Below are 20,780 nucleotides of genomic sequence, written 5' to 3'. Positions count from 1 at the left end.
ACTACTGGAAGACCGAGAGCGCCTTCTGGCTCGGGCTGCAGATCGTGCTCTGCGCCGACCGCCGCCTGACCAAGCTCAACCAACGACTACTCAACAGACTCATCAGCAGAACCCTACACATCGAAAGTGGGTAAGGGCCAGCCGGCGGGGCCCTTGCCATCGTTGCGCTGGAAGCCGGTCACACTGCCGGCCAGCTTCCAGCAGGCCTCGTCGAGCTTGCCGTCAATCTTCGCGGCGTTCCCCACCGGCGGCAGCCCTTGCGCCGGGGAGATGTACGGGCACGGCAGGGCGCGCAGGTTGTCCACCACACTGAAGCTCGCCTCGGCGCGGACCTCCTTGCCTCCGGCGTTGGCCACGGCCGAGACCGTGTAGACGCCGGGCTTCGCGTCGGGCGGGGCCTGCAGCCATGCGCCGAGCCCCGCGTGCGTCAGGCCCTCGACTGTCTCCGCGATGGTCGGGCGGTCGAAGCTCCACCCGGGGGGTGCGGTGAGCCGCAGGCCCACGGTCGCAGCCTGATCGAGGCGGTTGTGGACCGCGATGGTCACGGCAGTGCGGCCCGAGCGCGTGTCGGCGTACGGGGGCATGTGCAGCGACAGCTCCAGCGGCTGCCGCAGCGGCAGCCAGACCTCGTCGGTGAGCACGACACCCTTGGGCAGGCGCGCCGTCACGCCGACCCGCTGCAGCGCCGCAGCCTCGGTCGCGGGGATGCTGACCAGGTAGCCGGAGCCATCGGCCCCCGTGGCGGCCTTGACGATCTTCCAGCCCGTCGGCAGGGCCAGCGACAGCTTCGCGCCGACGGCCCCGGATATGCCCAGGCCCAGCTCTGCTCCCGGCACGGCCTCGCCGTTGGCCTGCAGCTTCATCGCCGGCGTGATGGCGACGGACGCCGCGGGCTTCAGCGCGAACTGCACCTGCGAGAGGATGTCCAGGCCCGGCACGGTGACGCGGGCGTAGCGCTCGCGGCCCGGCGTGAAGGTCACACACTGCAGCGGCTGGCCCTGCGCGCCGGCAGGCCTGTCGGGGCTGAAGAGCGTGGCGCTCGCGACGGTCATCCCCGGCGGCAGCATCACCCGCAGCGGCATCGGGCCGACAGCCTTCACATGGCCGCTCAGCTCGACTCCGTAGTTGACGAGACTGGCCAGCAGTGTCTGCTTGCCGTCATAGGCCGTCGTCACCTCGACCTGGTCGGTCGCGGGGAGCCAGGCCGGGAGGTCGTGCCCGGCGGCCCATGCAATCAGCTCCGGCGTGACATGCAGGCGCGCCCGGTCGTCGGCCGACAACCCGCCATTGGGCGACTGTGGCAGCGTCCCACAGGTCGTGTACGCCACGCGCCCGCGCCCCAGGGCCTGTTTGAGCGGCGGCGTGGCCTGCTCATCGGGCTGGCCGAGCGGCAGCTTCGTGCGGGCGTCGCCCCACTCGTCCTTTCCGCCGCAGCGATTGACGAGGATGAGCCCCTTGCCGCTGCGCGCGAAGGCCTCCAGCGCGGCCAACTGCTTGCCGGAGATCACCGACACCTGCGGCACGATCATCACGTCGAGCCCGGCCAGTTTGCCCTGCTCGACCTCGCGGTCAATCACGAAGCGGTGCGGCAGGTGGTTGTCGGCCAGGAAGCGCGAGATCGCCGTGGGGTAGGTCGGCAGGTCGAAGTAGGCCTGGGTCGAGGAGGTCCAGATGCCGATGGTAGCCCACGGCTTGCAGCGCACCAGCACGTCCTGCCGGGCGGCGAGGAAGCTGTTGTACTGCTCGGCGCCGACCTGCGCGGCGGGCTTGAGCTTGTGCAGTTGCCACGTCGCGCCGTTCGCGGCCCCCTCGGCGAGGGCCAGGCGCGTCAGGTTGCCGCCCGCGTCGGGATGGGTGCCCTCGGGTGCGGTCTTCAGCAGCGCCACGGGGACTCCCTGGGCGGCGGCCAGCAGGTGCCGGTAGTCGGTTGCGTTACTGACCTTTCCGCCCTGCTCCCAGCGCGGGCCGGCGCCGTAGGCCGCCTCGTCGAACAGCACGTCCACGACCTGGCTCTCGACTTCGGCGTCCTCGGCCGTGCCGCGGATGGGGCTGAACGGCTCGCCGCTCCACATGCAGTAGTTGCTGGTCATGAGGTAGTGCGGATTGAGCGTGCGCGCGTAGGCCTTCGTGTCGCGCATGAAGTCCAGCAGGCTCCAGGCATTGAAGCGCCGGAAGGGCACCCACAGCTTCTCCCGGGCTGACTTCGGCGGCTCGACAGTGGCGACGTCCGTGACTCCGAGGTGCGCCTCCAGATCCGCGGCGGAGTAGCTGTCCCGGAGCCACTGGCGGAACTTGTCGCGGCACCAGCGGCAGTAGCAGCGGCCCTCGGTGACATACGGCCCGTCGTAGAAGCTGCCGTCGCCGCCGGACTCCACGATCATGCGGATGAGGCCCTTGGTCATCTGGCGCACGCCGGGGCTGTTGACGCACAGGTGGTAGCCCTGCTGGCCGCCGTACTCGTACGGCCGTGGCCGGCCCTGCACGTCGCGCTGGGCCTGGTCGAGCAGATCGCCGGGCTTCGGGCCGAAGTAGTCCTCGTACTGCGACCAGATGTTGTCATAGAAGCCGAAGAGTTGGGTGCGCCTCTCGGGGTCGCCGTAGCTGAAACACGGGCCGATGTACAGCAGGCAGGCCATGCCGGACGCATGGGCCAAGTCCGTGGTCTGCTTGGCGCTGCGCTTCAGGCCGTCCAGCTTGGCCCGCTCCGCCATGCCGCCATAGCCCGAGAACGGGCCATGCCAGTGCAGCAGGTTCACCTGCGCCCGCTGCAGGAAGTACTCCAGGTCCGAGTCCACCTCGCCATAGTGGATGCAGTAGCGCAGCGCCCCGTCGGGCGGCACCGGCCCCGGCTGGTAGGGCTTGAGCGCGGGCGGGGCTTTCTCGAACGCATTGAGCGACCATCCGAACAGCAGGCCCCACTTCGTGTCGGTCCCAAGCTTCAGGTAGAGCACCGGGCGCGCGCCCTTGCTCAGGTACGGGGCTAACTCGGCACTGCCCGACACGCGCACATCCACGGGCATGGTGGCGGGGTCGTAGGCCCACACCTGCGTCCACTGCTGCCCATCACTGGACGCCCACACCAGGCCCTCGGTGGTCTTGGTCCCCCAGTACGAGAACCCCAGCGTGAGCTTCGCCACCGGCTTGCTCAGCTCGACCCGGTAGATGACCCGCGAGCCGCTGAAGGCCAGGTCGAGCCAGGGCTTGTCCCGCCAGGTGGTCTTGCCCTCCAGGGCATAGGCGGTCTGCTCGGCGGTCGCCAGGTCCTGGTGGTAGTCCTGCCGGTAGGTGCCGCGCCCCTCCGGGCCGATGGTGAGGCTGAGGGTCGAGCCATCGGCAGTCACGGGCTTGTCGGCGCTCGCGACCGCGGCCGTGAGCATGAGGGCCAGCGCGAGCCAGCATGTCGTCTTCATCGGCGCACCTCGTTCTGTCAGTCCGGCCTCGCCCCGCGTCGCTACCGCAGTGCCTCCGCCTCGATGGTCAACCGCCGCACCTTCGCCCCGTCCTCGCGATTGACGAGCCGAATGACATGCCGCCCCGCCGTCAAGCGCAGGGCCTCCCCCGCCCGCACGACGTGCCAGCGGCCCATCTCCCCATCATTGCCGAAGACCACCTCGGGCCCGTCGTCCACCTGCAGGAAGAGCGAGTTGCCCTTGTCGTCCAGCCACCAGCAATCCGCACTGAGCATGTAGCTCCCGGCGACGGGCACGTCTATGCCCCAGGCGATCCAGCCGACACGCTCGCCGGGCTGGCGCGGGTTGCCGGTGAAGCTGGCGTCGCGCGGGGCTGTGGCGGCCTTGTCCCGGTCCAGCACGAACGGCGCCTGTAGCTGCCCCTCGGCCGCGGTCTTCTCGATCCGCACGATCTGCGCCATGGCCGCCACCGCGACCTCGTACTGCCGCTCCGTCGTCCCGGCCTTCAGGCCCAGCTTCACGACTCCCGAGGCCCGCGGCAGGTCCCTGACGGCCACGCTCACGCTCACGTCGCTCTGCCCCTGGGGCGCGAGCGTCACGGGAGCCGGCAGCCCGATGGCCAGGCCCGCCGGAGCGGCGATCGTCGTGACGCCGACCGTCACCGGCTCGCCGGTCGTGTTCTGCAGGTGCAGCCTGACCTCCCCCGGCTCGGCGGGGGAGGCCTTGACGGACGGGGTGAGCAGCCGTGCCCGGTAGGGGCTGAACCGGCCCTGCAGGTGGGCCAGTGATTGGGGCACCCAGGCCATGCTGCGCGTGTCCGGCCGGCCGGAGTCGTACAGCGTCTCGGCCAGCGGCCCGTACCACGCCGGGTCGCCGTACTTCATCCCGTAGGTCATGGCCGTGAGGCACTGCCAGTCGCTGCCATAGTTGCCCTTGATGCGCGGGGCCTGCTTGTAGTAGAAGCGCGCGGGCGGGCCCATGGACTCGGCCGTCAGCCAGTCGGCGATGCCCACGGCCGCGAGCCGGCCGCGCCCGTCGCCGGTCGCCTCGTACCAGCGCCCGGCCCCCCGCGCCACGATGCCGTGCATGAAGGAGCTGCCGCCCTCATACGAGGGCTGCTCGGAGACGGGGATGGACACGACGCCGCGCACGGAGTCCTGGATGCCGCGCAGCCAGTCCATGACCTTGCTGCCCGCGTCGAGGTACTTCTGTTCGTGGGTGGTGTTGTACAGCGCCGACAGGGCGATCAGCGTCCACCCCGGTCCGCGCTCCTGGCCGCCGGCGCCGTAGCGGTTGTTGTTCACACACCACACATACCAGTCGCCCATGGCGTTCCAGTTCTCGAAGGTCCGCATGTCGCCGGTCAGGACGTAGTAGGTGATCTGTCCCTCGACCCATGAATGGCTCACATCGCAGCCGGACACGGTGTGATCGGGGAACCAGCCCTTCTCCACGATGTGCCGAGCGTTGTGGTGGTGTGGCGCGCCGAGCAGATACTCACGCCCCGGCGCCCAGTGTACGCAGTCCTCGTTCACATGGTGCCGCGCGCCCTCGTCGCCGATCTCCCACCAGCGCCAGTCGCCGCTGCGCAGGAACTGCAGCAGCATCCCGTAGTGGTGGTCATACTCCTGGTTGGACCAGAAGGTGTACGACGGCCCATAGCCCCACTCGAAGGTGTCGTCGCCGAAGTTCTGGACGCCGTATTCACGGCGCTGCTCGCGCTTGGCGAGGTAGCCCTGGTAGGACCTCTCGGCGGCAGCCTCGTAGTCGGGGAAGACCGTCGGGTTCTCCGGTGCGAACTGCCCGAGGGCCAACGTCGAGGCAATGTACTGCGGCTCAGCGAGCGCGACGGCCGGGTTGGCAAGAGCGTCGAAGTCGGCGGTGTTCGGCTCGCGGGTGTCGTCAGAGAAGCGCAGGGCGAAGTCGTTCCAGATCCCCTCGCCCTGGTGCAGGACGAACGGATCGCCGCTCAGCAGCGTGTAGCGGAGTCCGTTCGGCTCTACCGCGATGCTCTTGGGCGCCATCTGCCAGAACCAGCGGGGGATGAGGTCCACGCTGACGCCCCCACCGGCCAGGCGGACGAAGCCGTTCTGGCGCTTGCCGGGGCCATCGGCCTCCTTGCCGTCGGGTGTCACGAGGTGCGTACTGGAGGCTTGGTCGTCAATCTGACTGACAACAGCCTCGCGCGCCCGCAGCCACTGGCCGTCCACCTGGACCCACGCGGGGCCGTCGCCCCGGGCCACAGGCATCTCGAACCAGACGGACTTGATCTTCTCCTCGGCGCTGCTCTCTTTGTGCGTGAGGGCAGGCTGCACGCGGATGGCGCCGCTGTTGGCATCGAACTGCAGCAGCACGTCATACTCCAGCAGCGTCGCGCCGTCCTTGCTTTGCAGACGGCCCACCCGGCGCACGATGGTGCGCAGCGGCCCGGCCTCGACGACCTCGCAGCGTGTGGGCGGCGCGAGGTCGGAGGCGTACTGCTTCCCGTCCTCGGTCGTCATCACCAGCCGCCAGCCGCCGAACTGCTTGCCGCCCAGGCTGATCTGCTGGACGAACGCCCCGTCGCGCTTCCGGAGGCGCGCCTGCAACACTCCGGTATTGATCGTGATGGTGTCGCCGCTCTCGACGGCCATGGACGCGCCCTGGGGCTCCCGCTTCACCTGCGTCCCGTACTCGCACCGCACCTCGCCCGGTGCGGTGGGGAGGGTGAAGAGCACCCACTTGAGCGAGCCGTCGGGCCACTTGGCGAGCACGCGCGTCTGCAGGGGCACTTCCCTGCCCTGGTCATTGAGGAGCCGGATGCTCTGCTCGGACTTCACCGCCCCATAGGCGAAGGGCATCCCGCCCGAGACGACCTCGCCCTGCGGCTTGTAGGCCTCGGGGCCGGAGACGAGGAGGGGGAAGGTGGCGCGGGTGACGGCCGGGCCGGGCTTGAAGAGGGGGGACGACGGCAACGGCGTTCGCGGGCTGGAAGCCCGCGGTCCCAGTAACGACACGGGCACGAAGGCGAGGGAATGCATCGTGCAGGACTCGCCGGCGTCGGGAGTCGCCTTGAGGGTGACGGTGCTGCCAGGCCTGAGATCCGCCTGGCCGAAGCTGATCCAGTACCAGCCGTAGTCATCGGCGGTCAGTTGCACGCTGCCGAGGGCCTTGCCGTCCGCGGCCACGGTCAGCTTCCCCCGGCCGGTGTGCTCGTCCAGCGCCCGGACGAGCACGGCGTAGCGGCCCTTCGCGCCACTGAAGGCCGTCTTCACGCTCGTCTGCTTCTCGGCCACCGGCACCTGCGTGATGCCCGGCAGCACATCCACCCCCGCCCAGTACACATCCGTCGCGAAGGGCTCATCCTCGGCGGTGGACTTGCGGTCCTCGACGCGCAGGGCCAGCGTGAAGCTCCCCTTGCTGCCGGCCGCTTCGGTGATGTCCACCAGGTGGAAGCGCTGGCTGGCCGGGCGCTCGTTGAGCCCCAGCGCATCCTGCTCCCAAACGACCTTCCCGTTCACGAGCACCTGCTTGAAGCGCGTGTCCTTGATGCGGTTCTCGCGCTGCGACTCGCGCCGGTCACCGACCATGTGCGGGTCCATCCCCCCGCAGTAGTCGTCGGAGTTGTAGAAGCGCAGAAAGGCCCGGCCCGGCGCAATCTGTACGGTGCGCTCCAGTTGCAGGAACGAGCCGGCAACGGCCGGGCGGTCGGCGGCCGAGACGGTCACCACGCCGCGCCGGTCGGGCTTGCAGGCGTACGCGCCCTGGCTGGTGACCTGCCAGGCCCCGTCCGCCATCGGGAGCGTCCCGGCGGCGGTCGGCTCGCGCAGCACGTCACCCAGGCTCGCGTGGAAGCTGGCCGGCACGACGCGAGGCTTGGGCGCCGGCCAATTCGGCGCCAGCGACGTGGTGTAAGTCAGCAGGTTCTGCACGAACTGGCTGGACAGGCCTGGCTGGCCCTTGTCATCGTTGACGAAGCCATAGTCAGGGATCATCTGGCACAGGATGATGCGGCCCCGGCCGTATGCCAGCTCGATGATCCCGTAGTGCGGGCCGGCACTTGCCGCGGGCGTCTTGTCCCAGCTCTGCTCGCGGCCGGTGCCAACCAGCGGTACCCAGCCCTCGCCGAGGTCGTAGAACGCGCGGTAGATGCTGCCGCCGTGCACCTTGTTCAGCTCCGGCTTCGTGAACTTCGTCGGCTGGCTGAAGAGCGGGTGCTCCGGCTTGATGATCTCACCCAGTTCGTACGCCTTGTCCATCTTCACCGGGGTCGGGAGCCACGTGTCCTCCTGGCTGGCGCGCATTCCCAGGAAGACCCCTCCGGTCCGCACGAACGCCAACAGGCGCTCGGGGCTGGCCCCCAGCGAGGCCCGGTCCACATCCATCCCGGCGACGACGATCTGGAAGTCGAAGGGTGAGAGCTTCCCGGAGGCGTAGTCGCCGGGAGCGCCGACGGTGCACGGCACGTTGAGCGCCTGGAGCGCCCGCGCGGTCATCCCGCCCTCACCGTCCAGGAGCAGCAGGCGCGGCGCGGCGCCGACCCCGGCGATCGCGGCCAGAACAAGACACGGCGGAAGCAGCCATCGTGACATAACGGTACCTCGTGTGTGTGCAGATAGTGGTGATATTCATCGTGGCCGCCTGCGTCCCTCCGGGTGGGCGCAGGAAACCGCTCTGCCGCGGCGAAGACAGATCATACGCGCCGGACGTGGCATCTCGCGTCTTCTCCAGCGGCCGGGACGGGGTGTGTCTCCCGGCTTCACGAGCCATGGAGGCCGAAGATGAACTGCCCGCGCTGTGGCGCCGTTCAGGACGATGACGCCAGGTTCTGCAAAGCCTGCGGCGTGGCCATGGCCGCGCCCGTTCCCCCCGACACACCCGCAAGCCCTCCTCCCGCGCCGGCCGCTGCCGGCCCGCCTGTCGCCCCGTCCCCTCGCGGTGGCGTGCCAGGCTGGCTCATCGGGTGCCTGGTGGCGCTGATCGTCGTGCTGGTCATTGCCTCCCTCGTGACCGGCGTGCTCGTCTACAGGAACATGGCCAAGGCGCACGAGCTGGCGTCGGATACGCAGGTCGCGGAGGAGACCGGGACCTCCACCACGACCGAGACGGAGCAGACGCCCGAAGCGACCGACGAGACCGAGACTGAGAGCCCCGACGCCACTGCCACCGAGACCCCCTCAGCCGACACCAGCGGCGAGGACGACACCGCCGCCCGCGAGGCCGAAGCCAAGGCCGGGGCCCGCGCCGTGCTCGACCAGTACATCGCCGCCGAGCGGGCCCGCAACAGCCCCAAGATGGCCACCTACCTGACCGGCCAGGCCGCCAGGGAGTTCGATGCGACCCAGACCGCCCACGACACCGAGATCAAGTCGGTGGACGTGGTCTCCACGCAGGTCGAGGATGCCGAGGTGGTGGTATTCCAGGTCGTCATGGGAGCCTCGGACCTGGAGTCCGGCGAGAGCTACAAGATGAACATCACGTACCGCGTGATCAAGACGGACGCCGGATGGAAGATCAGCAGCATCGTCTACCGACAATAGTGCGCCTTACTCCCGAAGTAGCAGGAATGTGCCACAGATGCGATGAATACGTGCCATAGCGCGGGCCAGTTGCGGGTCCGTGAGCCTCAGACTCAGCATCAGTTCTCTGCAAGGGAGTGATCTGAGATGCGCCGAGGTTTCACGCTCATTGAGTTGCTCGTGGTCATTGCGATCATCGCCATCCTCGCGGCGATTCTCTTCCCTGTCTTCGCCAAGGCCCGCGAGAAGGCGCGGCAGGCCACGTGTCAATCCAACCTCAAGCAACTCATGCTCGCCGGGCTGATGTACGCCCAGGACTATGACGAGCGCGTCCCCTCCCAGACCATGAACCCCAGCAGCACCGAGGGGTTCCCCATGTGGTATGACCTCTTCCAGCCCTACACCAAGAACGACCAACTGAGGAAGTGCCCGTCGTGGACTTCCGGCTCGCTGGGCTACGGCTGGCACGTGCAGATTCCACGCGCCGGCTACGCCCTGGGCGACATCGGCAGGCCTGCCGAGACCATCCTGTGCTGTGATACGAACTCCACCCGGGGCTTCTGGCGGGCCGGCCTGGGCACGTGCTCGCATGGCGACTGCGTCAATGGCCGGTTCGATGCCCGCCACAACGAGATGGGCAATGCTGCCTTCGCCGACGGCCATGTCAAGTCCCTGAAGTACAACGTGGTGTATGACCGCAGCGGCTGTCCATCGTACCTGGGCACCCTGGGCGCCAAGTAGCCCACCGTCCTCTGCGCACACGGCGTGGGCCCACCTCCCGATGCGGGAAGTGGGCCCGTTCGCTGCGGGAGGCAGGGCCGCGGACCCCGGGCCGCGAATACCCGTCGCAGTCTGCTACCAGAGAGGTCATCCATGAGCGCCGCCGTCCTGCCCACCTTCGCCGTCGAGGACCGCACCTTCACGCGGCTGATCCTGGGGCACAATCCCTTCCTGGGCTACTCGTATCTCAGTGGGGCGCGGTCGCAGGAGTACCAGGCCCGGTTCTGCGGCCCCGAGCCGATCCGCGACATCATCCTTGCCGCCATCGCCGCCGGTGTGCGAAGCATGATGATCAGCTACAACGAGGCGATTGGCGAGGCCATTGAGCAGGCCCAGGAGCAGAGCGGGGTGGAGCTAGCGAACTTCGTCATCGTGTCGCCGGGCGTACGCGAGCGCGCCGACTGGCTGCGCCGGGTGAGCTGCCAGGTCTGCCTCGTCCACGGCCAGAGCACCGACTCCTTCTTCCGCCGCTCCGAGCGCACGTTCGCCCCCGAGTTCGCCGAGATGCTCGCTGAGATCCGCGATCTGGGCTTTGTGCCCGGCATGTCCTCCCACAACGGCGGCGAGACCCTTCCGGTGGCCGAGGACTTCGACGTGGCGGTCGTCAACACGCCGATCAACAAGATCGCCTGGCGGATGTGTCCGTGCGTCGAGCAGGTGCTGGGCGCCGTGCGGGCCTCCAGCAAGCAGATCGTCGCCATGAAGCCGCTGGCGATGGGGCGGATCGCGCCGGCCGAGGGCATGGAGTACGTCGCCTCCGTGGCGGGGGTGAACGGTGTGGTCGTGGGCATCGGCACCGCCGCCGAGGCGGAGGAGACCTTCGCTCTGGGCGCGGCAGCGATGGCGCGACTCAGCGCCTAGCCTCCGCCATCAGAGGGGGCGAAGGGGGAGAGGGCGACGCCGGGGACCGGGGCTTCCGCCCCCGCCTAGCGTGAGCCGCGCCTCCGGCGCTCACCACCGCGTGGGTGCCACTGCCAGCCCCGCTGGCAGTGCATCAGCGACCCCGGCACGGCCAGGGAGCCTGGCCGTGGCACCCGGCGCCGTTGCCGTGACGCCGTCGCCGTAAGGCCCGGAGGGCCGGCTCAATCTAGGCGGGGGCGGAAGCCCCCGTCCCTCCGCCGCCCCTCCTTCCCTCCCTCGCCCGGAGCCCCGGAGGGGCGACTCACACGGTTCGTCTCGCCACGAAGGGATGATGTCCCGATGCCCGGTTCACACCAACGCGCTCAGTACGGAGCCGCCGCCATCGCCCACCTGAAGGGTCAACTGCCCAACCCCTTCCCGCGGGCCATTGGCCCCAACGCCATGGGGTACCTCCAGGAGGTCGTGGACAGCGGCCTGACCAGCGACATGGTCACCCGCTTTGAAACGGCCTTCGCCAGGGCCCTCGGCGTGAAGCACTGCATCTCCACGCCCGGCTGTACCCCTGCCCTGGCGATTCTCGCCGCCGCCTTCCCCTTCGAGCCGGGGGACGAGATCATCGTCAATTGCGTCACCGACTATGGCACGATCCAGGGCCTGTTCCGCGAGGGCTACATTCCCGTCTTCGCCGACACCGCCCCCGGCACGATCAACATGAGCGCCGACACGATCGCGCCGCTGATCACCGACCGGACGCGGGGCCTGCTGTGCGTCCACAAGACCGGCCTGATGTGTGACATGGACCCCATCCTCGCCCTGGCCGACCGCCACGGGCTGATCGTCTACGAGGACGCCTGCCAGGGCGCCTTCAGCACCTACAAGGGCCGCCTCGCCGGGACCATCGGGCGCGCGGCCGGCTTCTCGTTTGACTCGGAGAAGACCCTCGGCTCCGATGTCGGGGGTTGTGTGGTGACCGATGACGACGCACTGGCCGAGCGCCTGCGGTTCATCGGCCACAGTCGCGGCGGCGTGGGCAAGCCCGGCTACGGACGCCTGCACACCGAGCCGGGCTATGCCTTCCGCATGACGCAATCCACCGCGGCGATCACCCTGGCCCAACTGGAGATCATCGGCGAGAACGTGGCCACACGCGACCGGATGGCCCGGCTGCTGACCGACCTGCTCGACGAGATCCCCGGCGTGCAGGCCCTCCCCATTCCGCCCTGGCAGGAGGTGTACTCCTGCTGGATGTTCGGCTTCACGATCGAGCCCGAGCGGTTCGCCTGCGACACCGCCGCGTTCGCCGCGCAACTGACCGACGTCATCCCGGCCGTCGGCATGGGCGCGTACTACCTGATGCCCGAGGCCTGCACGTTCCTCGAGCAGTACGCGCGCGCCGAGCGCTTCCCGTTCTCCCGGCCTCCCGCCAGCCGCACCTACCACTACGGCGCCGACAGCACCCCGGTGGCGGCCGAGTTCCTGCAGCGCTTCATCCGCTGGGCCACACTCTGCGAGAAGTACACCGAACAGCACTGCGAGATCGCGGCCGCCGCCATCCGCGCGGTGGCCGACGCGAACCGCAGGTAGAGACAGCCGCGCCCGCGAACCCCACGGTATCCAGGCAAGGGAGACACCATGCGCACCAACACCGTCAAACAAGCCCTGCGCGAGGGCCGCGCCACCGTCGGCTCGTGGCTCACGCTGCCCGACCCGGTCGCCGCGCTGCAGATGACCACCGTGGGCTTCGACTGGCTCACCATTGACCTGGAGCACAGCAGCACCGACTACCAGACGGCCGCGATCATGTGCCAGCTGATCGCCCACGCCGGCTCGACGCCCATCGTGCGCGTGCCGTGGAACACCAACGAGAACGTGAAGCACGCGCTCGACAGCGGCGCCTTCGGCGTCATCTTCCCCATGCAGAGTAGCCGCGCCGACGTGGAACAGGCCGTCGCGTGGGCCAAGTACCCGCCGCAGGGCCTCCGCGGCTATGGCCCCACCCTCGCCGTGATCGGCTTCGAGACAGACGCCCGGACATACTTCGAGCACGCCAACGACGAGACCCTGGTCATCGTGCAGATCGAGCAGGTGGAGGCCGTGGACGCCCTCGACGACATCCTCAGTGTGCCGGGCGTGGATGTCGCCTTCATCGGCCCCAACGACCTGAGCGCCTCGATGGGCTTGAGCCCCTTCGAGTCCCATGGCGACCCGCGCTTCATCGAGACTGTCGCCCACATCCGCGAGCGCGCCGAGGCCCATGGGGTCGCCCCCGGCATCTACGCCCCGACGCCCCAGATCGGCCGCCAGCGTCTCGACGAGGGCTTCCGCTTCGTCGGCGTGGGCGACGAAGCCGGCCACATGCTCAGCGGGGCGCGGGCGGCCCTGGCGCAGTTGCGGTAGGGCCCGGTCGGCGGCGCCAACAGGAAAGCCCTCCCCGCCCGTCGAACTGGTCACTATGCGTCCCGTGCTGCGCATGACGATGGCCTTGTGCCTGGCCTGGCTGGCGTGGGCGCCGCTGCACGCGCAGGGCGCCTATGTCAAGCGCGCCACCGCGCGCGAGACCTACGTCGCCTCGCAGGCGGCGGCCTCGGCGGTGGCGACCCTCGGCCCCTGGTACGTCATCGGCCCCTTCGACTCCACCAACGGCGCGGGCTTCGACACGAAGTATCCCCCGGAAGAGAAAGTGGACCTGCACGCCGCGTACCCCGGCAAGGGCGGGCATGAGGTCCGCTGGCAGCGCGGCGCGTTCCGCGATGGCGAGAGCAACTCCCTGGCCGTCTTCCCCGACAACGAGAACATGGCCGCCTACCTGTATCGCACCATCACGGTCCCGGAGGCCCGCGCGCTGCCGGTCGCGCTGGGCAGCGATGACACGCTGACGGTGTGGCTCAACGGCGAGCGGCTCCTGGCCCACAACGTCGGCCGCGCCTGCGTGTTGGGCGATGAGCGCCTGACGTTGAACCTTCGCGCCGGGAAGAACGATCTGCTCCTGAAGGTCTGCCAGGGCGGCGGACCGTGCGGCTTCGCGTTCGGCCTGGACACCGGCGCCGACCAGCTGCTCACCCGCATCGCCGCCGACTTCCCCGACCAGATCAACGACCTGCTGCTGGAGTTGGACTGGCTGCGGCAGGCCAAAGCCCAGAGGCTGCCGCCGGGCACGGCCATCGCGCCCGAGGACGATGCCCCCGGCGCCTGCGACGGCGTCAAACAGGGCGGGACGGGCTTCCATACGCAACTGGAGGACAAGCCCTGGTGGCAGGTGGACCTAGGGCAGGTGGTCGCGCTCGATCACGCGCTGCTGTACAACCGCGAGGATTGCGCTGCCCGCGCCGCGCACATCCTGATGCTGCTCTCCGACGACGGGCAAAGCTGGCGGCAGGTCTGGCAGAACGATGGCACGGTCTTCCACGGCGGCACCGACGGCAAGCCGCTGCGGGTGGCGCTGACGGGGCAGCGGGCGCGCTACGTGCGCCTGCAGCAGCCGGGCCGCGAGTTCCTGCACCTCGATGAGGTCGAGCTCTACGGCGCCGCGGACCCGGAGACGAACCTGGCCCTCGACCGCCCCTGCACCGAAAGCTCCTCCAGCCCCTGGTCCACCTACACGCCATACAAGGGCCCGCGCACGGCCAATGAGGCCGCCGACCGCGCCCGCTTCCGCGCCGCGACGGCGGACGCCCTGCAGTTGGCGCGCCAGACGCTGGCCTTCGTGCAGTCCGTTCGCCCGCTGCCCGACGCCGCGCGCGAGCTGGCGGACCTGCAGCAGGCCAGCGAGGCCGCGCCCGCCACGGCAGACTGGCAGGACCTGTACCTGCGCACCCGCCGCCTGCGCCGGGAGATCATCCTCAGCCACCCGCGGCTGGACTTCGACCGCATGCTGCTGGTCAAGCGCGGCCCGCCGCTGTACAGCCACATGGTGGACCAGTACGAGGGCCGACACAGCCAACCCGGCGACGGCCTCGTCATGCTGAGCCACTGGAAGACGCAGCCGCAGGTGGAGGTCCTGCTCCGGGACCGCCTGCCGCGCGGCACCGTCGGCCATCCCGACCTGTCCTTCGACGCCCGGCGGGTCGTCTTCAACTACTGCGACAACACGGTCGAGCCCCGCGAGCAGCGCCGCTTCTTCCTGTATGAACTCGACCTGCAGACCCGGCAGGTGCGGCAGATCACCGGGAAGGCCGGCGTGGACCCGCTCGAGGGCTGGGACGGCCGCCAGACGGTGCTGATCGAGGACTTCGACCCGTGCTACCTGCCCGATGGCGGGATCGCCTTCGTCTCGACCCGCAACCAGGGCTTCGGCCGCTGCCACGGCGGGCGCTACACGCCCTCGTATGTGCTGTACCGCTGCGAGGCTGATGGCAGCAAGATCACGCGCCTGTCGTATGGCGAAGCGAACGAGTGGAACCCCGGCGTGCTGCCCGACGGGCAGATCATCTACACGCGCTGGGACTACATCAACCGGCACGACGTGCTCTTCCAGAGCCTCTGGACCACGCGCCCGGACGGCACCGCGACGGCGCACTACTACGCCAACTCCACACGCAACCCGTGCATGGCCGCCCAGGCGAAGGCGATCCCCGGCACCGACCTGCTGGTCGCGCTGGCCACGGCGCACCACTCCTACAGCGCCGGCTCGATCTTCACGGTGAACCGCCGCGCCGGGGAAGAGGGGATGGACCCGGTCACACGGATCACGCCCGAGTGCAGCTTCCCGGAGACCGAGGGCTGGTCCATGGGCTCGTACACCGACCCCTGCCCGCTGTCGTCCGATCTGTTCCTGGCGGCATATGACCCCAACCCGCTCATCACGCAGGGCAAGGTCGCCCGGCCTGACGGCTACGGCGTCCATCTCGTGGACACCCTCGGCGGGCGGGAGCTGCTCTACCGCGATCCGGCGACGTGTTGCTTCGCGCCGCTGCCCGTCCAGCCACGCCCGCTGCCGCCCACCATCCCCTCGGCCCTGACGCCCGGCCAGACCGATGGGGTGTTCCTCGTCCAGAACGTCTACAACAGCTTCGTGCCGCTGGAGCCGGGGAGTGTGAAGACCCTGCGGGTGGTGGCGATGCACGAGCAACCGACGGCCAGCGCCGCCGAGCGCAGCGCCGTCAGCCAGGAGATCGTCAAGTCGGTCGTGGGGACGGTGCCGGTGGCGGCCGATGGCTCGGCGGCCTTCCGCGCCCCGGCCCGGCGCCCGCTGCTGTTCCAGCTCCTCGACGAGAACAACGTCTCGCTGTTCAGCATGCGCAGCCAGGTGTACCTGCAGCCTGGCGAGACGATGAGTTGCGCCGGCTGCCATGAGCCGCGCGGGTCGTCACCGGTGGCCAGGCGCTATGAACACGCGGCCACCGCCCAGGCCCTGACACCGCCACCGGGCCCCCAGTACCCGGGCGGCTTCAGCTTCGCCCGCACGGTGCAGCCCGTCCTGGATCGCTCGTGTCTCCGCTGCCACGGCCTCAAGCACCGCGCCGCCGGCCTCAGCCTGCTGGGGACGCCCACGGCGCAGTTCAACGAAGCGTACGATGCCCTCGTGGCGGGACCGGGGTGGCTCAAGCTGGCCTACCGCAATGTGCAGACCGACATCAGCCAGCCGGGTGACTACGGCGCCCAGGCGGGGAAGCTGGCCCGCTTCCTGCTCGACGAGCATCGCGGCAAGGCGAAGCTCGACCGCGACAGCTTCACGCGGATCGCCGAGTGGATGGACCTGAACGGCCAGTACTACGGCGACTACAGCTTCCAGCGCCACGAGCGCCGTGCCCCGTCGGAGGCGGGTGTCAAGGCACTCCGCGCCTACGTGGCGCAGTCGTGCAACTCCTGTCATGCGGGGATGAGCGATCAGCCGCTGGCGGCGTTGGTGAACGTGGCGGCGCCGCTGGAGAGCCGGGTCCTGCAAGCCCCGCTGGCAACCGGCGCGGGCGGTTGGGGGCAATGCAAGCAGACCTGGGGGAGCACGAACGAGGCTGGCTACGTCGAGATGAAGAAACGGGTCCTGGCGGCGACGGGGGAGTAGAGGCGAACGGCGTCCTCTACTTCCCCTCCACGTCACACACCACCCGGAACCCCACGTTGTACACCGCATAGTCCGGCGCGTAGCTCTGCCGGAACGCTGACCGCACGCGCCGCAGCCGGTCGTCCCACGAGCCCCCGCGCACGGCCTTCGGGGCGCTCTCACTCGCCGAGCGCTTCTCCGCCAGCGGGTACGGCCCGTAGTCGCTGCCACACCACTCCGCCACGTTCCCGTGCATGTCCCGCAGCCCCCAGGCATTCGGCTCGTACCGCCCCACGTCCGCCGAGGCCGCGGCACGATCGTTCTGGGTGTCGTCACGCAGCGCCCACGGCTTCAGGCTGCGCAGGCTGGCGTCAGCGAAGTTGGCCACGCGCGCCAACTCGCCCGGCGCGCACACCCAGGGCGTGTCCGTGCCGGCGCGGCAGGCATACTCCCACTCGGTCTCATCCGGCAGGCGGCAGTTCAGGCCCGTGGTCTTCCCGAGCCACAGGCAGAAGTCGCGTGCGGCGAACCACGAGAGGCGCACCGCCGGCTGCTGGTCGCCGTTGAGCGACGGCCCCGGCCCCACGCGGTCCTTCCAGTGGGTGTCAATGGCGCGGCTGTCGTGGTCGGGACGGAACAGGCGGAACTGCCCGTTCGTGATCTCGCACTGGCTCACCCACAGCGGGCGCGAAACGATGACCTTGAAGGCGGGGACCTCATCGGGGTCGGGATGCGGCTCGCCTGGCGGGGCGCCCATCGTGAACTCGCCGGCCGGGATGAGCACCAGCGTGAGCTGCCCTCCGCCAGGCAGGTCCAGCGTGCGCTCGGTGGCGCAGCCCAGGGCCCGCGCCGTCTCCGCCTGCCGTCGCTTCGCCTCGGCGCTGTCAAACGGCCAGCCGGTGTGGACCGTGGGCGCGGCCCCCAGAGGGAGGGCGCTCAACGCGAGCAGCGCCATCGCGAGGGGCAGGGGCCTCCTCATTGGCGCCCCGCCTGTTGCGCCCGGACGGCCGCGTCCTGGCCGCGGATCTCCTCGCGGCGGCGGATCAGGTTCTCGGGCGCGGGCGGCACGGCCTCGCGCCAGTCGCCGGCATAGGGCACGTTCAGGTCAATCCACGTGATGAGCCGGTCCCAGTCCTCAGCGCTGAGCCTCACCCGGTGGTGCCCCTTCTTGAGCATCTGCACGAGCTGGCTCGTGTTGGCCTCGAACTCGCGCGGAGGCAGCATGTGGATGTCTGCCTCCAGGCCCGGCCGTCGCACGTACGGGTGCAGCGTGTTGTAGGCAATGCTGAAGCGGCCGCCCGGCTGCGGGTCGGGGCGGAAGTCCACCGGCGCCGAGGCGTGGCAGCGCAGACAGTTGCGGTCCAGCACGGGCTGCACTTCCCGGGCGAAGCTGAAGCCCCGCGCCGGGCCGTACCAGGGCGTGATGTCGGCGGGCTTGAGCAACTGGGCCCGTGCCCGCAGCCCCGCCCCGGGGCCCTGCGCCCGACGCTCGTGGCAGCCCACGCACGACAGCGTCTCGCCCGGCATGGCCGTGAACCAACTGCGCATCTGCTGCTGCGCCATGCCCTCGGCGTTGAGCGGCTGCACGATCAGCGGCGTGTTGGCCGGCACGCGGAACAGCGCCGACCCGTCCGCCTCCACCGGCACCGTCCCCAGGATGCGCTTGACGTCCCAGCCCCCGTCAATGGCCGTGCTGTGCGTCTCGCCGTTGCCCCAGTAGCGGTAGACGGGCTCAACCACGCGCAACGCCTTCACCGTCCCGCGCGGCACCCCCGCCAGCCCCGCCCCCCGGTACACGTCGTACATGTAGACCAGCGCGTCCGAGCGGGCCAGGTCCACTGCCGGGGGGATGACCGGCGGCGTAACGGTGGGACGCAGCGGGATCGGCTCGAACACCGCCGCCCCGGGCTCGACGCGCAGGGGTACGAGGTTGTCGAACACATCCAGCAAGTACAGCCCCCACCAGCCGTCCGGTTCGCTCTTGCACGACACGAGGAAGAACTTGTCCGACAGCGGGAACGGGTGGACGAACTGCGGCCACTCGCCGGTCGCGTACTGGTCAATGATCGGGTTGGCGATCTTCCGATGGCGGCCCGGCAGCAGGCGCACGACGCCCCCGGCCTCCTGTTCGCCCTCGGCGGTGTCCAGGAGCGCGACCTGGCCCATGCGCGGGTTGCCGTGATGGCCCGACAGGATGCACACGACGCGGCTGTTGCTGCCCGGCAGTGGCCGCGCGTACATCATCGTGTTGGGGAAGAACGAGTTCGTCCCGTAGAAGGCCATCTGGCGGGTGCCGTCGGGGTTCATCGAAAACAGCAGGCGGCTGAAGTAGTGCGGGATGTCGTTGTACTCCCAGCGGGTGTAGACGACGCGCCCGTCGTTGAGCACCCGCGGGCACCAGCTATGGTCCTGGTCGAACGTCAACTGCCGCACCTGGCTGCCGTCGGCGTCCATCAGGTACATCAGCGCCACATGGTCCCCGCCGGTGCACGGGACGGCCTGCAAACAGCGACTGGAGGTGAACATGATCTGCCCGTTGGGCAGATAGCACGCATCATAGTTGTCGTAGTCGTTGTCGGCGGTGGCGGTGACATCACGCAGGCCCTGGCCGCCCACGCCGATCTCCCACACCTGGTAGCGGTCGGCCTTCTGCGCGTCGGGCATCGAGAACAGCACCCGCTTGCCGTCGAACGACAGGCACAGGTCGCCCACGAAGTACTTGTCGGAGTGGAAGATCGCCTGCGGCGCGGCGGCCGGGTCGGTCGAGTCCACCGTGGCGATCGTCGTGTCCCAGCCGGTGCGCCGCATGCTGGAGTTGCTCTGCCAGTTCTGCGGCAGGCCGGGGTTGCCGCCCCCGGGCTTGCGGATCAGGACCATGAGCTTGCCGAACTGCAGCAGCGGGTTGGCCTTCACCAGGGCGGAATGCTGCAGGCGCGCGACGGCCGCCTGCCAGTCCTGCAAGTCGGCCGCGGGCAGGGCACGGCTCGCCTCGGCCCGCCGTACCAGCGCCTCCCCGCGCTTCGTCAGCTCAATGAGGCTGTCGCGGAACCCGTCGGCGCCCCGGCACTGGTCGCCATAGGACGCGGCCAGATCGGCGATGGCCAGGCCGGTGCTGACGAGCCGGGCTCGCGTCTCCAGCACCGCCTGCAGCCGCGCCGCCAGGTGCATCGGCCCGCGCAGCCTCGCCGCCGCCCCGGCCTGTTCGAGCGTGGGGGCGAGGTCGCCCGCCTGTCCTTCCAGCGCCGCCAGCAGCTTCGCCGGGTCGGCTACGGCCGTCTCACCCAGATCGGCGCCCAGGCCGGTCAGCACCTCCCGCGACCGGGCCAGGTGCGCCCCCAGCGCGCCATGCAACCGCCGCGCCAGCGCTGCCTCCGTCCCGTCCCAATCCAGGGGCCAGACGCCGTCGGCGCTCTCGGTCTGCATCGCCAGGCGGTCCTCAGGGCCGGGGAAGTCGGCGCGCAGCTTGTCCCACAGGGCGCCGACGCGCTGGCGATGCGTCGGGTTGTCGGCCGGGTTGCCCCCGCCGGGCTTGGTCGAGAAGTAGAAGCCCCAGCCGCCGGTCCGGTTGACGATCTTGAGCAGTAGGTGGTTGTCGCCGGCCTTGAGCTTCAGCGTCGCCTTGCTCTGGTCCGGCGCCGGGCCGCGCGGCACGTCCTCAGAGATGAGCTTCTCCCCATTGAGCCACACGACGAGCCCGTCATCGCTGCCGAAGTAGCCGGTGATCTCCATCGCCTCGCGCGCGGTGATCTTGCGGTACAGGTACGCGATGGCCCATTCGGTCAGCCGGAAGTGCGGGTTGAGCGTGTGGACCTGGCCGTCCACGAAGCTGTCCATCCGCCGCCACTTCGCCTCGGAGTTGGCCATGCCGGGGTACGTCTTATCCAGCGCGATCCCGGTCTCGGGGGGATAGGCGGCGGCGAAGCCCTTGCCGTCGGCGTTGCTGAAGGAGCCGATCACATGCCACGGCCCGAGCACCAGCGGTCCGGTCGCCGCCGCGGCGTCGGCTTCGGCCCGTTCGAGCTGGATCAGGTTCCGCCACGAGGCAGCCAGCGTATCCTGCCATGTCGCCTGCTTGACGTACAGGTGGGCTTCGTCGAGGGGCTGGGCGGACGCCGCCAGAACAGCGAGTAGCAGGGGCACAGCCAGAGCCAGGATCCGGGTGCCACGGCCAGCCCCGCTGGCCGTGCCGTCCTGTAGGGCGGGGGCTTGTACCCCGCCCCGCATGGCACGAACGGAACGGCTGGGCGGGGT

Annotated in this window: 10 protein-coding genes and 1 pseudogene; 7 read left to right on the top strand and 4 right to left on the bottom strand. The window is 69.7% G+C overall.

All coding sequences use genetic code 11. The features are described 5' to 3' along the window. Nucleotides 1–113: 113 nt before the first annotated feature. A complete protein-coding gene (locus LLH23_14870; protein MCE5239747.1) occupies nucleotides 114–3,410 on the bottom strand; it encodes a beta-galactosidase in 3,297 nt (1,098 codons plus the stop codon). Between the two features lie 41 nt (nucleotides 3,411–3,451). Beyond that, complete coding sequence (locus LLH23_14865) at nucleotides 3,452–7,981, bottom strand: hypothetical protein (protein MCE5239746.1); 4,530 nt, start codon at nucleotides 7,979–7,981, stop codon at nucleotides 3,452–3,454. A 189-nt stretch (nucleotides 7,982–8,170) separates the two neighbouring features. On the opposite strand from LLH23_14865, the gene LLH23_14860 reads away from it, so the two are divergent. The 7 genes and pseudogenes from LLH23_14860 (at nucleotide 8,171) to LLH23_14830 (ending at nucleotide 16,550) form a co-directional block, all read left to right on the top strand. Next, entirely contained in the window at nucleotides 8,171–8,929 is a 759-nt protein-coding gene (locus LLH23_14860) for a zinc ribbon domain-containing protein (GenBank protein ID MCE5239745.1), read from the top strand. A gap of 126 nt (nucleotides 8,930–9,055) precedes the next feature. Beyond that, nucleotides 9,056–9,343, top strand: a pseudogene (locus LLH23_14855) (DUF1559 domain-containing protein). A 198-nt stretch (nucleotides 9,344–9,541) separates the two neighbouring features. Continuing rightward, entirely contained in the window at nucleotides 9,542–9,649 is a 108-nt protein-coding gene (locus LLH23_14850) for a hypothetical protein (GenBank protein ID MCE5239744.1), read from the top strand. A 132-nt stretch (nucleotides 9,650–9,781) separates the two neighbouring features. Further along, nucleotides 9,782–10,549: a hypothetical protein gene (locus LLH23_14845; GenBank protein ID MCE5239743.1), complete on the top strand. Its 768-nt coding sequence runs from the start codon at nucleotides 9,782–9,784 to the stop codon at nucleotides 10,547–10,549. A gap of 339 nt (nucleotides 10,550–10,888) precedes the next feature. Further along, on the top strand, nucleotides 10,889–12,133 hold the full coding sequence (locus LLH23_14840; GenBank protein ID MCE5239742.1) for a DegT/DnrJ/EryC1/StrS family aminotransferase: 1,245 nt from the start codon (nucleotides 10,889–10,891) through the stop codon (nucleotides 12,131–12,133). A gap of 48 nt (nucleotides 12,134–12,181) precedes the next feature. Then, nucleotides 12,182–12,946: a 2-dehydro-3-deoxyglucarate aldolase gene (locus LLH23_14835; protein ID MCE5239741.1), complete on the top strand. Its 765-nt coding sequence runs from the start codon at nucleotides 12,182–12,184 to the stop codon at nucleotides 12,944–12,946. Nucleotides 12,947–13,001: 55 nt separating this feature from the next. Then, on the top strand, nucleotides 13,002–16,550 hold the full coding sequence (locus tag LLH23_14830) for a discoidin domain-containing protein (GenBank protein ID MCE5239740.1): 3,549 nt from the start codon (nucleotides 13,002–13,004) through the stop codon (nucleotides 16,548–16,550). Between the two features lie 16 nt (nucleotides 16,551–16,566). On the opposite strand, the gene LLH23_14825 is transcribed toward LLH23_14830, so the two are convergent. Next, complete coding sequence (locus tag LLH23_14825; protein ID MCE5239739.1) at nucleotides 16,567–17,508, bottom strand: formylglycine-generating enzyme family protein; 942 nt, start codon at nucleotides 17,506–17,508, stop codon at nucleotides 16,567–16,569. Continuing rightward, nucleotides 17,505–20,669, bottom strand: coding sequence for a hypothetical protein (locus LLH23_14820; protein ID MCE5239738.1), 3,165 nt, complete (start codon nucleotides 20,667–20,669; stop codon nucleotides 17,505–17,507). The genes LLH23_14825 and LLH23_14820 overlap by 4 nt, the downstream gene beginning before the upstream one ends. Nucleotides 20,670–20,780 lie beyond the last annotated feature (111 nt).

It is taken from the genome of bacterium (genome assembly GCA_021372615.1).
In the GTDB taxonomy this organism is placed as follows: domain Bacteria; phylum Armatimonadota; class Zipacnadia; order Zipacnadales; family UBA11051; genus JAJFUB01.
This window is presented reverse-complemented; position numbering and strand designations above follow the sequence as displayed.

What these genes read in the sequence shown, in the direction of transcription:
- LLH23_14835 (MCE5239741.1), top strand. Translation starts at nt 12,182, where the DNA reads ATGCGCACCAACACCGTCAAACAAGCCCTGCGCGAGGGCCGCGCCACC.
- LLH23_14830 (MCE5239740.1), top strand. Translation starts at nt 13,002, where the DNA reads ATGCGTCCCGTGCTGCGCATGACGATGGCCTTGTGCCTGGCCTGGCTG.
- LLH23_14865 (MCE5239746.1), bottom strand. Translation starts at nt 7,981, where the DNA reads ATGTCACGATGGCTGCTTCCGCCGTGTCTTGTTCTGGCCGCGATCGCC.
- LLH23_14845 (MCE5239743.1), top strand. Translation starts at nt 9,782, where the DNA reads ATGAGCGCCGCCGTCCTGCCCACCTTCGCCGTCGAGGACCGCACCTTC.
- LLH23_14850 (MCE5239744.1), top strand. Translation starts at nt 9,542, where the DNA reads ATGGGCAATGCTGCCTTCGCCGACGGCCATGTCAAGTCCCTGAAGTAC.
- LLH23_14860 (MCE5239745.1), top strand. Translation starts at nt 8,171, where the DNA reads ATGAACTGCCCGCGCTGTGGCGCCGTTCAGGACGATGACGCCAGGTTC.
- LLH23_14825 (MCE5239739.1), bottom strand. Translation starts at nt 17,508, where the DNA reads ATGAGGAGGCCCCTGCCCCTCGCGATGGCGCTGCTCGCGTTGAGCGCC.
- LLH23_14840 (MCE5239742.1), top strand. Translation starts at nt 10,889, where the DNA reads ATGCCCGGTTCACACCAACGCGCTCAGTACGGAGCCGCCGCCATCGCC.
- LLH23_14870 (MCE5239747.1), bottom strand. Translation starts at nt 3,410, where the DNA reads ATGAAGACGACATGCTGGCTCGCGCTGGCCCTCATGCTCACGGCCGCG.